Below are 14,178 nucleotides of genomic sequence, written 5' to 3'. Positions count from 1 at the left end.
TCATGCAGGAGGATCCGGGCACGAGAGCTGCCCTCAGTGACCTGTGCACGGCGTTCGGGATCGTGGGCGCCCAGATCGCGCTCCTGACCCCGGACGGGCCGGAGAGCTACACGTTCGGCGCCGCGCGGAGCGACCCGCACATGGCGATGACGCCCACGACGGGCATCCAGATCGGCTCGACCAGCAAGCTCTACACCGCGATCCTGATGATGCAGCTCGTCGACGCGGGGCTGGTCGACCTCGACCGGCCGGTGGCGACCTACCTGCCCGGCGTCGAGCTCGGCATCTGGACCGACACGCCGGCGGCCGAGCTGATCACCCCGCGCATGCTGATGTCGATGAGCAGCGGCCTGGACAACGGGCGCTACGTCGACACCGGCGACGAGCGGGACGCGGTCGAGAAGGCCGTCGGCCTGGTGGCGATGTCCGCACTGACGTTCGCGCCCGGCACGTTCTGGGCCTACACGAACGCGTCGACGAACGTCAGCGGCCTGATCGTCGAACGCCTCACCGGCCTGCCCTGGGACCGCGCGGTACAGGAGCTCTTGCTCGACCCGGCCGGTCTCGGCCGCACGACGGCCGACCCGCGCCGGCAGATCGTCGGGCCCACCGCCGTCGGGCACATGGTCACCGACGCCGGCGCCGAGGTGATCGACCACCGGGGCCTCGGGCGCGGGTTCGGCCCGACCGGGAGCACCATCACGTCCACGGCGGAGGATCTCCTCGGCCTCGCCGCCCTCTTCCTCGGCGACGGAGTCGCGTGGACCGGCCGGCGGATCCTCTCGCCCGAGGCGGCCGGCCTCATGCAGTCGCCTCAGGTCGCCGTCACCAACGCCACCGTGGCCGACTCGTGGGGCCTCGGCCCGTGGATCCGGCAGTGGGACGGCCGGCGGGTGCTGGGGCATCCCGGCATGGTGCGCGGCGGCGGCTCGCAGGTGCACTGGGTCCCGGAGTCCGGATCGGCGCTGGCCATCGTGTGCAACGTGCCGGCCCAGATCCACCCGTTCAGCGAGGCGGTCCTCGACTTCCTCCTCCCCGAGCGGCTGGGCATCCGCAAGCCGCGTGCCCGCGCCCCGATCGGGACCACCGTCGACAACCCGGCCGACTACGCCGGCGAGTACGTGCGCGACGCGGTGCGCATGCGGGTCGACGCGGACGGCGGCCGCCTGCGCGTGAGCGTCAGCTCGACCCACGAGGCGGGCATCGGCGCCGTCGCGAAGGTCGAGGAGTTCGGCCTCCTCCCCCTCGGCGACGACCTGTTCCGGTTCGTCACGTCCGACGGCACGGAGCTGGGTCCCTGGGACCGCGCGTTCGTCCGCGACCCGGCCGGCAAGGTCTCGCACCTGCTCGATCCGTTCTTCGCCGCGAGGCGGACCGACCGGTGACACGGACCGTCATCCGCGGCGGGCTGCTGGCCGACGGCACCGGCCGTCCCGCCGTCCGCGCCGACATCGCCGTCGACGGTGACGTCATCGCCGCCGTCGGGCAGGTCCGGCCACTCGCCGGCGACCAGGTCGTCGAGGCGGACGGCCTGCTGGTGACGCCCGGCCTGATCAACCCGCTCAGCCACTCCCACGCGAGCCTGCTCCGCGACGGCCGCGGGCTCTCGGAGCTGTACCAGGGCGTGACGACCCAGGTGTTCGGGGAGGGCACCACCCTCGGCCCCGTCACCGGCCGGGCGACGAAGGCGATGGTCTCCAGGCTGACGCGCATCAAGGACCTCCCCGAGGTGTGGCCGAGCGTCGCCGGGCAGCTGCGTGCGCTGGAGCGGCGCGGGGTCGGGTTCAACGTCGCGTCGTTCGTGGGGGCGGCGAACCTCCGCCTCGCCCAGGCCGGCACCGAGGCGCGCCCGCTCACCGCCGAGGAGCTCGACCGCGCCGCCGCCCTGCTCGCCTCGGAGCTCGACGCCGGCGCGCTCGGCGTGGGCTCGGCGCTCATCTACCCGCCGGGCGCGTTCGCCGACACCGGCGAGCTGCTGCGCTACGCACGGGTGCTCGCGCCGCACGAGGCCACGTACATCTCGCACATCCGCAGCGAGGGCGACCGGCTGCTCGAGTCGATCGGCGAGCTCATCGAGATCGCCCGCGACAGCGGAGCACGGGCCGAGGTCTACCACCTCAAGGCGGTGGGGCGGGCCAACTGGCCCAAGCTGGCGCAGGCGCTCGACGCGATCGACGCCGCCCGTGCCGAGGGCGTCCGCGTCACCGCGAACATCTACCCCTACGAGGCGGCCTCCACCGGGCTCGTCGCCGCGATACCGCTCGACATCCGGGCCGACGCGAGCGCGCTCGCAGCCGCGCTCACGACCGCCGGCGGCCGGGACGAGCTGAAGCGGAAGATCGCCACGTCCTCCGGCTGGGAGAACCTGTACGAGCTCAGCGGCGGCGCCGACGGGGTGCTGGTCCCGGCCCCGCCGCCGGGACTCGGCCCGATCGGCGACGGAACGCTCGCGCAGCTCGCGCTGCGCCTGGGCGAGCCGGATCCGCTGGACGCGATGTTCCGGATCCTCGCCGCGGACCCGGCCACGCGCGCCATCTACTTCGTGGCGGACAAGGCGGCCACGGGCCTGGTCCTCCAGCGGCCCTGGGTGTCGGTGGGCTCGGACGCCGAGGCCGTCTCGATCGAGGACGTCGAGGCCGGCCACGTCACCCATCCGCGCGCGTTCGGCGCCTTCGCGACGGTGCTGAGCGTCCACGCGAGAGACGAGCGGGTGATCCCGGTCGCCGAGGCCGTGCGCCGGATGACCTCGCTGCCGGCGCAGACCTTCGGCCTGGCCGGGCGCGGGGTCATCCGGCCGGGCGCGTTCGCGGACATCGCCGTCATGGACCTCCCGGCGCTCGCGGCGCCGGCGACCTACGACCGGCCCGCTCAGTACGCGTCGGGCGTCCGTCACGTGTTCGTGAACGGGATCGCGACCCTGGCCGATGCCGAGCCGACCGGTCTTCTCCCCGGGCGACAGCTCCGCCGCCGGCGGTGACGCCCCCGGCCCGGCCGAGCAGGGGATCGACGCGCTCGACGCCCAGGTGAGCAGGCTTCATCGCGTGCCTAGCCCTTCTGGCCGAGCAGCCACTGCAGGATCGAGGCGTCCTCGTACGTCGGGCCGTAGGCGGCGTGGTAGTCCGGCTCGCTGAAGGCGTCGTTCCCGTACTCGGTGTAGCGGATCAGCTCAGCGGCGTCGGCCGGGTCCACGCCGGCGGCGACGTAGGCGTCGCGCAGCAGCACGGCCGAGTCGCGGGCGAACGCCACCGGGAGCAGGTGGTCGTTGGTGCCGTGCGTGATCCAGATCGGAGTCGGGTGCGCGGCGATCTGAGCGGCCTGGGCGGCGCTGACCCGGAAGCCGCCGGTGAGCAGCACGGCGGTGAACAGGCCGGGCTCGGTGGCCAGCGTCTGCCAGGCGAGCGTGGAGCCGTAGGACACCGTCGAGGCGTAGACGCGTTCGGCGTCGACGCTGAAGCGGCCCATGAAGCTCTTCACCAGGGCGACCATGAGCGCCGACTCCGCCGCGGCGCCGACCCGCTGGTTCTGCGGGGCGAGGACGATGACGTCCTCGTCGGCGCCGGTCCACTCCGGCTGCAGCCACGCGGTGGCCGGGATGTCGGCGGCCACCTGGACGCCGGCGTTGGCGCCGTTGAAGCCCATCCCGTGCCCGGGCAGGATCACGACCAGCGGGTAGTCGCGGCTGGGGTCATAGTCCTCGGGCAGGTGGTAGGCGTACGGGAGCACCGTCCCGCCCTGGACGAACGTCTCGTAGGCGAAGTCGTCGGCCAGGAGGTCCACCGACTCGCCGCTGAGCGGGTACGCGGTCGACGACGCGTCGGACAGCACCCGGCCGCGGCCGACGCCGTTGCCCGGCCGGGCGTAGACGTCCTCGTTCTGGACCACCAGCGTCGGCTGGGCCGGGTTCACCTTCACGTAGCGGCCCTCGGCGATGACGGTGTTGCCGCCCGGGTCGGCGGCGGCGAGCTCGACGATCACGTAGCGGCCCGGCGTCGACCGCCCGTAAGGGTTCAGCGCGATCGAGTCGTTCGTGTAGACCCTGGTGACCGTGCGGTCGGCGCGACGGGCGAGGTCCTCGATCGGGTTGTAGCGGAAGTTGTAGATGCTGTCCGACACCGTGAACGTGTCCGCGTCGAGCTCCCACGGGTTGACCGGCGCCGCGTACTCGACGGCGACGGCGGCCACCTTCTGCCCGTACGTGTAGACCTGCGTGATGGGCGTGACGCTCTGGATGCCGGGCGGGCCGGGGCGGGCCGGCGGCGCCGCGGTGGCGGGCGCCGCGAGGGCGCCGGCCAGAACCGCGACGATCAGGGCGGCGGCGATCAGGGCGGTGCCGGCGAGGCGGCGGATGAACATGGGGACCTCCGTCCAATCGGGCGACGTTGCGCGTGGTGCGAGGTACCGGGCACGAGTGCCGATCCGATGCTAAATCGGATTAGCTCGGTAGCATGATGGTCCGGCCGCCGGGTGTCAAGAGGCGGATCCGGCCGGCGGAACGTCAGGCGCGGGGCGGCGCGACCGACTCGCGGATCCGCACCGGCATGGGCACGCGGTGGCTCTCGTCGCCCGCGGGCTTCCCCTCACGCTGCCGCTCGATCACGTCGAACAGCACGTCGACGGCCTTCCGGCCGAGCTCGTAGAACGGGAGCGCGATCGTGGTCAGCTTCGGCCGGATCCAGGTGGCGAGCGGATGGTCGTCGAAGGAGACCACGGAGACGTCGGCCGGCACCTCGAGCGCATGGTCGTCGAGCGCCTGGTACGCGCCGAAGGCGATGCGGTCGTTGAGGCAGATGAGCGCCCGGGGCCGCTCGGCCGCGAGCAGCTCCATGGTGGCCTCGTAGCCGTACTCGGGCAGCCAGTCCGGGCAGACCCGGCCGCCGGCCAGCTTCACGCCGGCCTCCGCGAGGACTTCACGGATCCCCGTGACCCGCTCGACGCCGGCCAGCGCGTCGGGCGGGACGTCGCTCGGCCGCGGCCCGGCGCCGATGACGTGGATCCCCTCGCGGTGCCCGGCGTCGAGCAGGATCCGCGCCGCCGCCCGGCCGGCCTCGACCTCGTCCGGGACGATCGACGGCAGCGCCGCCGGCCGCTTCGGCACCACGTTGAGCAGCACCGCCGGCCCGCCGAGCAGCGCGGCCGGCACCTTCATCGGCCGGGTGAACATCGCCGCGAAGATGATGCCGTCGACCCGGCGGTCGTGCATCGCCTGGAGCAGTCCCTGCTCCAGATCGGCCTCGCCCTCCGTCTCACCGATGAACAGCATCACGCCGCGCTCGCGGGCGCCCTCGAGCGCGCCCTTGATCATGTCGCCGGCCAGCCGCGTGGTCGCGACCGTGTCGGACACGAAACCGATGGTGCGGGTCGTGCCGGTCCGCAGGCCAACGGAGACGATGTTGCGCCGGTACTCCAGCTCCTCCGCGGCCTGGAGAACGCGCTGCTCGACGGCCTGCGAGATGCGCAGCTCACGCGCTCGCCCGGACAGGACCAGCGACGCCGTCGTGGGCGAGACGCCGGCCTGCCTGGCGACATCGGCCATCGTGACCCGCCGTCGGCTCACCCGGGGACCTCCAAGATAACGAACCGGAATCGGCGCTTGACAGGTGGCTGCGCCGTCGAAACACTAACGGTGCTAATCCGATTTAGCAACCGGCCTCCGACAGCACGGACCGCCGGTCAGTCACCCAAATCTATCGAGGGGGACGCAATGTCGCGTCGCATCAGCCGCCGTCGCGTTGCGCTGGGCTCCGTCGCGCTGACCGGCATCCTGGCCGCCGGTTGCGGCGGGCCCGGCGACAACAGCAGCTCTGAGCCGTCGGACACGGCCACGGACGCCGCCGCCTCCGGCGCGCCGACCTGTGGCGACGACCCGGTCACGATGAACGCCTACTTCGAGACCGGGTTCCCGATGCCGAAGGCGCTCACCGACGAGTTCACCGCGCAGTACCCGAACGTCACCTGGGAGATCCGCGAGGACCAGTTCGCGGTCATCACCCAGAACGCGCCCCGCGTGCTGGCCGACGACCCGCCGGACCTGATGCGGCTGCCGCAGGTCTCCGAGCTGGTCAAGGACGGCCTGCTGAAGAACCTCGACGGCTACGCCGAGGCCTTCGGCTGGGACCAGTGGCCGGCCTCGCAGCTGGAGCAGCTGCGGCTGGGCGACGGCGGCCGCCCGCGCGGCGAGGGCTCGTTGTACGCCATGGGCCTGAACTTCAGCATGACCGGCGTCTTCTACAACAAGACCCTCGCCGCGCAGGTCGGCATGACCGAGCCGCCGACGTCGCTGGCCGAGTTCGACGACGTGCTGGCCAGCGCCCAGCAGGCCGGCGTCACCCCGATCGTGCAGTTCAACGGCGGCGCCACCGGCGGCTTCGCCTTCCCGCTGCAGAACCTGATGGCGGCGTACGGCGAGCCAGGCCCGATCAACGACTGGATCTTCCAGCAGGACGGCGCCACCATCGACACGCCGTCGAACCTGGAGGCGGTCCAGCACCTCGACGAGTGGATCAAGGCCGGCTACTTCGACCCGGACGCCAACGCCATGGACTACGCGACGATGATGAGCAAGTTCATCGCCGGCGACGGCCTGTTCATGTTCAACGGCGACTGGGAGTCCGGCAACCTGGACCAGCAGCTGCCCGGCGAGGTCGGCTTCTTCCTGTTCCCGTCGGCGCAGGACGGCGGCGCGCTCGCGACGATGTCCGCGCCGCTGACGTTCGGCATCGGCACGGACTCGCCGAACGCCGACTGTGCGGCGTTCTTCCTCGACTGGGTCGCGACGAACCCGGAGGCGCGCGCCGTCGCCGTCGAGGTCGGCGGATCGCACCCGATGGGCCTGCCCGACGCGCCCATGCCGGAGATCCAGGAGGGCACGGTGACCGCCGAGACGCTGGCGGCGGGCGCCCAGATCGGCGAGGACAACGGCGCGATGGACTTCATCGCCAACGCCACCGGCGCCATCTACGCCGAGAGCTGGACCCCGCAGCTGCAGCGCCTGTTCGCGGGCGAGCAGTCGCCCGAGGCGCTGCTGCAGACCGTCCAGAGCGACTACGAGAGTCAGGTCGGGAGCTGACGCCGATGGCACGGCCGACCCTGGACCCCGCGGCGCACGCCGCGGGGTCCCTCCCGGCACGGACGAACGGCGGCACCGGCCGCCGCTCGCGGCGGCGCAGGCGGCAGACGGCCGGCTGGCTGTTCGCCGCGCCGGCGCTGGTGGCCTACGCGCTGTTCGTCCTCTGGCCGATGGGCCTGACGGTCCAGTACTCGCTGTACAGCTGGAACGGCATCGGCGCGTCGACGTGGGTCGGCCTCGACAACTACGTGCAGGTCTTCACCGATCCCGAGCTGTTCGACACGATCCTGCACGCGTTCGAGCTGATCCTGTACTTCTGCGTGGTCCCGGTCGGGCTCGGGCTGGCGATCGCGAACACCATCCGGCGCATCGCGACGACGAGGCTCGCCCTCGTGGCCCGGACGGTCATCTTCATCCCGCAGGTGATCCCGCTGGTCGCGGCCGGCATCACGTGGAGCTGGCTGCTCGCGTCGGACGGGCTGGTCAACCAGGTGCTCTCGGCCGTCGGGCTCGGTGGCGTCACGCGGGCCTGGCTGGGCGACTTCGGCACCGCGCTGCCCGCCGTCGGCGTGATCGGCGCGTGGGTGCTGCTCGGCCTGTGCACGCTGCTGCTCCTGGCCGGGATGAGCAAGATCGACGCCGCGCTGTACGAGGCGGCCCGGATCGACGGCGCCGGCCCGGTGCGGGAGTTCTTCTCGATCACCGTGCCGAGCCTGCGCCAGGAGATCGGCGTCTGCGTGACCGTCACCGTCATCTCCGCGCTGGCCGCCTTCGACATCGTCTACATCTCGACCCAAGGCGGTCCCGGCAACTCGACCATGGTCCCGGGCCTGGAGATCTACCGGCAGGCGTTCTTCAGCCGCGAGGTCGGCGTCGCGTCCGCGCTCGCCGTCGTGCTGATGGTGCTGGTGCTGGCCTGCGTGCTCCCCGTCCAGCGGCTGACCCGGGAGGCATCGTGATCGTCGGACGCCGCGAGGCGTGGACCGGCCGGCTCTTCCTCATCGCCCTGATGGCGGTGACGATCGTCCCGTTCGTCAGCCTCTTCGTCACCGCGCTGCACCCCTCGGGGAGCTATCCGCTGGGCCTGCAGTGGCCGGACGACCCGCAGTGGGGCAACTTCGCCGAGGCGTTCCGCGTGTCGAACATGGGCGCGCTGCTGGAGTCGAGCGCGCTGATCGTGGCCGGCGTGGTCCCCGTCGCGGTCCTCCTCGGGACGATGGCGGGATTCGCCATCGGCCACCTGCGCATCAGGGGCCGCCGGGCGCTGTTCCTGCTGTTCGTCTTCGGGCTCACCCTCCCGTACGAGGGCATCGTCACCCCGCTCTACTACCAGATCCGCGACCTGGGGCTGCTCAACACCCGCTGGGCGATCATCCTGCCGCTCATCGGCCTGTTCATGCCGTTCGCGGTCTTCTGGATGCGCGCGCACTTCATCAACGTGCCGGAGGAGATCTCCGAGGCGGCCGAGGTGGACGGCGCCAACGTGTGGCAGCAGTTCTGGCGCATCCACGTGCCGCTGGCCATGCCCGCGATCTCGTCGCTGGCGATCCTGCTGTTCCTGTGGACGTGGAACCAGTTCCTGCTGGCCATCGTGCTGGTCGACGATCCGGAGAAACGGACGATGGCCGGCGCCCTGGGCGCGTTCCAAGGCCAGTGGGGCACGAACATCCCGCTGCTGTGCGCGGGCGCGCTGCTCATCCTCGCGCCCACGCTGCTCGTCTTCCTCGTCTTCCAACGCCGATTCGTCGCCGCCCTGCTCCAGGGCTCCGTGAAGGGTTGACCAGATGCGCCGACCGGCCCGCTGGACCGCGGATCAGCTCGCCCACATCGCCACCGTCCCCGGCACCACCGCACCGCTGATCGTCTCCGCGCCGCCCCGGGTGCTGCCCGGTCACGACGTCTGGGACATGTGGCCGGTCCAGGAGCACGACGGCTCGACCGCGGTCGTCGACGGCGGCGAGCTCTGGATGGCGCTGGCCGCCCCGGCCGACGGCCATCCCGAGGAGCGCCACGACCGGGCCCGGCTGCGGCTGCTGGGCCGCGGCTCCAGGTGCTGGACCGACCACGGCGACGTCTTCGAGCCCGGCGCGTCGCTCGGCACCCGGGAGTGGTCCGGCTCCGCGGTCCGGCACGCCGACGGCTCGGTCTCGACGTACTACACCGCCGCCGGGCGCCGTGACGCCGGCCGCACCACGTTCCACCAGCGCGTCGTCGAGGCGCGGGCCGAACTGGTCACCGGCGCCGGCGGCGTCGGCCTGCGCGCCACGACCGGGCATCGCGAGATCCTCCGCGCGGGCGCCCCGCACTACCTGCCGGCCGACGACGTCGAGGGCGGCCCCGGCCGGATCCGGGCGTTCCGCGACCCCTACCGGTTCCGCGACCCCGCCGACGGCGCCGAGTACCTGCTCGTCGCCGCCTCGGTACCCTGGGGCGACCGGTTCATGGGCGCCATCGCGCTCGCCCGGGCCGGCGCCGGCGGCTGGGAGCTGGGTGCGCCGCTCCTCGTCGCGGACGGCGTCAACCGCGAGATCGAGCGGCCGCACATCGTTGTCCACGAGTCGCGGTACTACCTGTTCATCGCCACCCACGGGCAGGGGTTCGAGCCGGCCGGCGCCGCGCCGACCGGCCTGTACGGCTTCGTCGCCCCCGCCGTCGACGGGCCGTACGAGCCGCTCAACCGGTCCGGCCTGGTCGTCCGGAACCCGCCGGAGCAGCCCGGCCAGGCCTATGGCTGGCTGGTGCTGCCCACGCTCGAGGTGCACAGCTTCGTCGACTACCTCACCCCCGCGGGCGTCGACGCCGGGGAGGCTCCGGCGGACGAGGCGCGGTCCCGGTTCGGCGGGACGTTCGCCCCGGTGTTCGGTCTGTCCGTCGACGGCGCCGAGACCGAGGTGCGCGTGCCGGCTCACCGCCCGTCCGGCGAGACCAGCCCGGTGCGGTAGGCGAGCACGACGAGCTGGGCGCGGTCGCGGGCGCCGAGCTTCGCCATGGCGCGCTGGACGTGGGTGCGCACGGTGAGCACGCTGAGGTGCAGTTCGCCGGCGATCTCGGCGTTGGACCTGCCGTCGGCGGCCAGCTTCATGACCTCGAGCTCGCGGTTGGTGAGCTCGTCCATCCCGGGTGCTGTGGGCCTCTGGGCCGGCGGCGGGGTGGCGAGGAACTGGCCGATGAGTGCCTTGGTCGCGCCGGGTGAGAGCAGGCTCTCGCCGGCGGCGACGGTGCGGATCGCGTCGAGCAACGTGTCGGTGGTGACGTACTTGCCGAGGAAGCCGCTGGCGCCGGCGCGCAGGGCGCGGGCGACGTGCTCGTCGTTCTCGAACGTGGTGAGGATGAGCACGCGGGTACGGGTGAGGCGGGGGTCGGCGCAGATGGCCTCGGTCGCGGCCAGCCCGTCGGTGCCGGGCATCCGCACGTCCATCAGCACGACGTCGGGACGGTGTTCGCGGGCGAGCGCGACGGCGGCGGCGCCGTCGGCCGCCTCTGCGACCACCTCGAGGTCGTCGCAGGAGTCGATCAGCAGCCGGAACGTGCCGCGCAGCAGCGCCTGGTCGTCGGCGAGGAGGACGCGGATGGTCATGGCGTCGCCGCCGGGGTGTGCAGCGGCAGGGACGACACGACCTCGAACCTACCGCCGGCGTCGCTGACGCGCAGGTCGCCGCCGACGGCGTGGGCGCGCTCGCGCATCCCGACGATGCCGTAGCCGGGCCGGCCGGCGCCGGGATCGCCGGGGCGGGTCTCGTTCGCGACGGCGATGATGAGCCGGGCGCCGTAGCCCAGGCGCAGTGACGCGGACCCGGACGCGGAGTACTTGGTGGCGTTGGTGAGGGCCTCCTGGACGATGCGGTAGGCCGTCAGGTCGATCCCGGCCGGGAGCTCGCGGGGTTCTCCGTCCACCTCGACGTCGACGGTGAGGCCGGCCGACGCGCAGGCCTCGATCAGCTCGGGCAGCCGCGCCAGGCCCGGCGCCGGTTCGAGGCCGTCCTCGTCGGCGCCTCCGTTGCGCAGCACTCCGACGGTGTCACGCAGCTCGAGCATGACCGCGGAGGTCGTGGTCTGCAGGTCGGCGAGCACCTTCTGGGTGAGCTCCGGGCTGCGCCGGAGCAGGTGTGCGGCGGTGCCGGCCTGGGCGTTGGCCACGGCCAGGTGGTGGGCGACGACGTCGTGGAGGTCGCGCGCGATCCGCATGCGCTCCTCGGTGACGCGCAGCCGGGCCTCGTCGTCCCGGGTCCGCTCGGCATGCTCGGCCCGGGCCCGGACGGCGTCCAGCAAGGCGTCGCGCAACCGCGATCTGCTGCCCATGACCAGCGGCAGCACCAGCCACAGCGCCGGCCCGACGCTGCGCAGCGCGACGGTCTCGTCGATGTCGGCTCCGACGGCCGTCCCGACGACCAGCACGATCGTGACGGCGCCGTAGGTCCAGGCCGTCCGGGACGTGGTGGTGACGGCGAGCCAGTACAGCGCGACCATCACCGGCGCCAGCAGCAGCGGGGTGAGGAGGAACCCGAGCCCGCCGCCGACGACCGCGCAGACCGTGGTCACCACGACCGTTGCCCTGGGGTGCGTGCGGGCGCCGAACACCGCCAGGCAGGCCACCACCGTGACCGCGTCGGCGACCCACACGTCCTCCGGCCGGCTGTCGCCCGGGCCGACCAGGTGCACACCGAGCACGCCGCTGCCGAGCAGCGCGGCCACGACGATGGCGTCGGTCAGCCAGGGATGCCGCTCGGCGTACTCCACCAGGCCGGTCATGGTCAGCCGCGGGCCCGCGGGATCTCAGGGAGCATGCGCGACCACCTTCGGCTCGTCGACGGGGTTCCGGTCCAACTGTGCACCCTCGACGTCCACGCGGGGCAGGATCCGGTCCATCCAACCCGGCAGCCACCAGGCCCTGCGGCCCAGCAGCGCCATGACGGCGGGCACGATGGCCAGCCGGACCACGAACGCGTCGAGGAACACCGCGGCCGCGAGGCTGAAGCCCAGCATCTTGATGAACGGATCGACCTCGACGACGAATCCGGCGAAGACGGCCATCATGATCAGGGCCGCCGCGACCACGACCCGGCCGCTGTGCCGCAGCCCGGTCTCGATCGCCGCCCGCGGGCTCTCACCGTGGACGTAGGCCTCCCGCTGGCGCGAGACGAGGAACACCTCGTAGTCCATGGCCAGGCCGAACACGACCCCGATCAGGAAGATCGGCACCGCGCTCTGGATCGGCCCGGTCTGCTCGACCCCCAGCAGCCCGGCCAGGAAACCGTCCTGAAAGACCAGCACCACCGCGCCCAGCGCGGCCAGCACCGAGAGCAGGAACCCCAGGGCCGCCTTGACCGGCACCAGGATCGAGCGGAACACCAGCAGCAGGAGCACGAACGCGAGCCCGACCACGGTGGCGAGATAGGGCACCAGCGCACCCTGGATCTTGGCCGACAGGTCGATGTCGATTGCCGTCGTCCCGGTGACGGTGAACGTGGCGCCGGCGCCGCCGGCGAGCTCCGGGCGCCGGTCACGCAGCTCGTTCACCAGGTCGCTGGTCGCCGCGTCGGTCGGCGCGGTGGAGGGCACGGCCTCGAAGAACGCGGTGTCCCCCGCGTCGTTGAACATCGGCGGCGAGACCGAGACCACGCCCTCGGTGCCCGCGATCCCGTCGGCGATCGCCGCGACCGCCCGCTCCGGGTCGGCCGCTCCCCTGGCGTCGGCCACGATCATCAGCGGCCCGTTGACGCCCGGCCCGAACGCCTCGGCCAGCGCGTCGTAGGCACGCCGCTCGGTGGCCGAGGCCGGCTTGGCCTCGTCGCCCGGCATCCCCAGCCGCAGGCCGGCCGCGGGAATCGCCAACGCACCGAGCATCACCACACCCAGCGTCAGCACCGCGACCGGACGGCGCAGCACGAACCGGGCCCACCGCTGCGCCGCGTTGGGCGCCTGGTCGCCCTCCGGCCGGCCCGCGCGGGCCGACCGGGACAGCACCTTGTCCGGCACGAACCCGATCACCGCGGGCACGAGCGTGAGGGCGATCAGCACCGCCACCACGACCGCCCCGGCGGCCGCCAGCCCCATCTTGGTCAGCATCGGCATGCCGACGACCGTCAGGCCGGCCAGCGCGATCACGACCGTCAACCCCGCGAACGTCACAGCGGACCCCGCGGTGCCCACCGCCGTCGTCACCGCCTCGGGGGCGGACCGGCCACGGGCCCGCTCCTCGCGGTAGCGCGCGACGACGAACAGGGCGTAGTCGATGCCCACCGCGAGCCCCAGCATCAGCGCCAGTGTCGTGGACGTCGATGACAGGCCGAACGCGTCGCTGACCGCGAGCAACGACAGCATGCTCACCGCCACCCCGAGCAGCGCGGTCAGCAGCGGCAACCCGGCGGCGACCAGCGATCCGAGGGTGACCAGCAGGATCACCGCGGCCAGTCCGATGGCGATCAGCTCGGCGACCCCGGCCGGACCGCCGGACTCCAGCACGTCCCCACGCGTGTCGACGGTCAGTCCCGCCGCCCGGGCGCCGTCGGCGGCGGCGTCGATCCCGGCCCGGCTGTCCGCGGTCACCTCGCTCGCCGGCACCTCGTACATCACGCTCGCGTACGCCGTCGAGCCGTCGGCGCTGACCGCGCCGGACTCGAACGGATCGGCCACCGACGCCACCTGCTCGCCACCGGCCAGCTCCCGGACCGCCGACTCGATCGCCGACCGGTTCGGCTCCGCGCCGACGTCCTGGCCGTCCGGCGCCACGAACACCATCGTCGCGCCGCCGGCCTCCGCGGCCAGGCCGGGGAACCGCTCGCGCATCAGCTCGAACGTCTGCTGCGACTCGGTGCCCGGCATCGAGAAGTCGTCGGGAGGCGCCGGCGGCGCCGTCAGTCCCGCGACGATCGCCGCGCCCAGGACCGCCAGCCAGGCCAGCACCACCGCACGACGGCGCCGGAACGCGAACCGGCCGAGTCTCGCCAAGATCGTTGCCACCGAGGTCTCCATCTCGAGGGGATGAGACCTCAACGGTCGCAACCGGGACCGGTCCGCGTCGTCGTCCGATCACCGGCTTCTGACTACTCGATCCGAACCGCCGGCGGCGCCCGCACTGCTGCGGCTGCAGTAGTGCGGGCGCCTTCCCCGGC

General features: G+C 72.9%; 11 protein-coding genes. 6 read left to right on the top strand and 5 right to left on the bottom strand.

Features of this window, described 5'->3' with window-relative positions; genetic code table 11:
• Positions 1-2: 2 nt before the first annotated feature.
• Both C1I92_RS00190 and C1I92_RS00185 read left to right on the top strand, forming a co-directional pair.
• A complete protein-coding gene (locus C1I92_RS00190) occupies positions 3-1,385 on the top strand; it encodes a serine hydrolase (protein ID WP_158563833.1) in 1,383 nt (460 codons plus the stop codon).
• Entirely contained in the window at positions 1,382-2,977 is a 1,596-nt protein-coding gene (locus C1I92_RS00185; protein WP_111252636.1) for an N-acyl-D-amino-acid deacylase family protein, read from the top strand. Before C1I92_RS00190 ends, C1I92_RS00185 begins: the two co-directional genes overlap by 4 nt.
• Positions 2,978-3,045: 68 nt before the next feature.
• Here the strand turns inward: C1I92_RS00185 and C1I92_RS00180 are convergent, their stop codons facing one another.
• Both C1I92_RS00180 and C1I92_RS00175 read right to left on the bottom strand, forming a co-directional pair.
• Positions 3,046-4,353 carry a PHB depolymerase family esterase gene (locus C1I92_RS00180; protein ID WP_111252635.1) on the bottom strand — a complete coding sequence of 436 codons (1,308 nt, stop codon included), beginning with the start codon at positions 4,351-4,353 and terminating at the stop codon, positions 3,046-3,048.
• A gap of 142 nt (positions 4,354-4,495) precedes the next feature.
• Positions 4,496-5,554, bottom strand: coding sequence for a LacI family DNA-binding transcriptional regulator (locus C1I92_RS00175; protein ID WP_199520805.1), 1,059 nt, complete (start codon positions 5,552-5,554; stop codon positions 4,496-4,498).
• Between the two features lie 147 nt (positions 5,555-5,701).
• Here C1I92_RS00175 and C1I92_RS00170 point away from each other — a divergent pair, with 147 nt between their 5' ends.
• The 4 genes from C1I92_RS00170 to C1I92_RS00155 are packed head-to-tail and all read left to right on the top strand — an operon-like array spanning position 5,702 to position 10,008.
• Positions 5,702-7,066, top strand: coding sequence for an ABC transporter substrate-binding protein (locus C1I92_RS00170; protein WP_111252634.1), 1,365 nt, complete (start codon positions 5,702-5,704; stop codon positions 7,064-7,066).
• Between the two features lie 5 nt (positions 7,067-7,071).
• On the top strand, positions 7,072-8,025 hold the full coding sequence (locus C1I92_RS00165; RefSeq protein ID WP_111252633.1) for a carbohydrate ABC transporter permease: 954 nt from the start codon (positions 7,072-7,074) through the stop codon (positions 8,023-8,025).
• Complete coding sequence (locus C1I92_RS00160; protein ID WP_111252632.1) at positions 8,022-8,846, top strand: carbohydrate ABC transporter permease; 825 nt, start codon at positions 8,022-8,024, stop codon at positions 8,844-8,846. The genes C1I92_RS00165 and C1I92_RS00160 overlap by 4 nt, the downstream gene beginning before the upstream one ends.
• 4 nt (positions 8,847-8,850) lie before the next feature.
• The gene (locus C1I92_RS00155; protein ID WP_111252631.1) at positions 8,851-10,008 is read left to right on the top strand and encodes a glycoside hydrolase family 68 protein; all 1,158 of its coding nucleotides are present in this window, start codon (positions 8,851-8,853) and stop codon (positions 10,006-10,008) included.
• Here C1I92_RS00155 and C1I92_RS00150 read toward each other — a convergent pair.
• The 3 genes from C1I92_RS00150 to C1I92_RS00140 are packed head-to-tail and all read right to left on the bottom strand — an operon-like array spanning position 9,972 to position 14,026.
• The gene (locus C1I92_RS00150; protein WP_111252630.1) at positions 9,972-10,643 is read right to left on the bottom strand and encodes a response regulator transcription factor; all 672 of its coding nucleotides are present in this window, start codon (positions 10,641-10,643) and stop codon (positions 9,972-9,974) included. The genes C1I92_RS00155 and C1I92_RS00150 overlap by 37 nt on opposite strands.
• A complete protein-coding gene (locus C1I92_RS00145; protein ID WP_111252629.1) occupies positions 10,640-11,815 on the bottom strand; it encodes a sensor histidine kinase in 1,176 nt (391 codons plus the stop codon). The genes C1I92_RS00150 and C1I92_RS00145 overlap by 4 nt, the downstream gene beginning before the upstream one ends.
• Before the next feature lie 24 nt (positions 11,816-11,839).
• On the bottom strand, positions 11,840-14,026 hold the full coding sequence (locus C1I92_RS00140) for an MMPL family transporter (RefSeq protein ID WP_199520804.1): 2,187 nt from the start codon (positions 14,024-14,026) through the stop codon (positions 11,840-11,842).
• Positions 14,027-14,178 lie beyond the last annotated feature (152 nt).

Source organism: Jiangella anatolica, from assembly GCF_003236295.1.
Taxonomy (GTDB): Bacteria; Actinomycetota; Actinomycetes; order Jiangellales; family Jiangellaceae; genus Jiangella; species Jiangella anatolica.
Note: the sequence above shows the minus strand (reverse complement) of the source record. Positions and strands in the feature narration are given on the sequence as shown.

Excerpts from the sequence above, each read along its gene's own strand:
- C1I92_RS00155 (WP_111252631.1), top strand. The coding sequence starts at position 8,851 with ATGCGCCGACCGGCCCGCTGGACCGCGGATCAGCTCGCCCACATCGCC.
- C1I92_RS00180 (WP_111252635.1), bottom strand. The coding sequence starts at position 4,353 with ATGTTCATCCGCCGCCTCGCCGGCACCGCCCTGATCGCCGCCGCCCTG.
- C1I92_RS00165 (WP_111252633.1), top strand. The coding sequence starts at position 7,072 with ATGGCACGGCCGACCCTGGACCCCGCGGCGCACGCCGCGGGGTCCCTC.
- C1I92_RS00170 (WP_111252634.1), top strand. The coding sequence starts at position 5,702 with ATGTCGCGTCGCATCAGCCGCCGTCGCGTTGCGCTGGGCTCCGTCGCG.
- C1I92_RS00190 (WP_158563833.1), top strand. The coding sequence starts at position 3 with ATGCAGGAGGATCCGGGCACGAGAGCTGCCCTCAGTGACCTGTGCACG.
- C1I92_RS00150 (WP_111252630.1), bottom strand. The coding sequence starts at position 10,643 with ATGACCATCCGCGTCCTCCTCGCCGACGACCAGGCGCTGCTGCGCGGC.
- C1I92_RS00145 (WP_111252629.1), bottom strand. The coding sequence starts at position 11,815 with ATGACCGGCCTGGTGGAGTACGCCGAGCGGCATCCCTGGCTGACCGAC.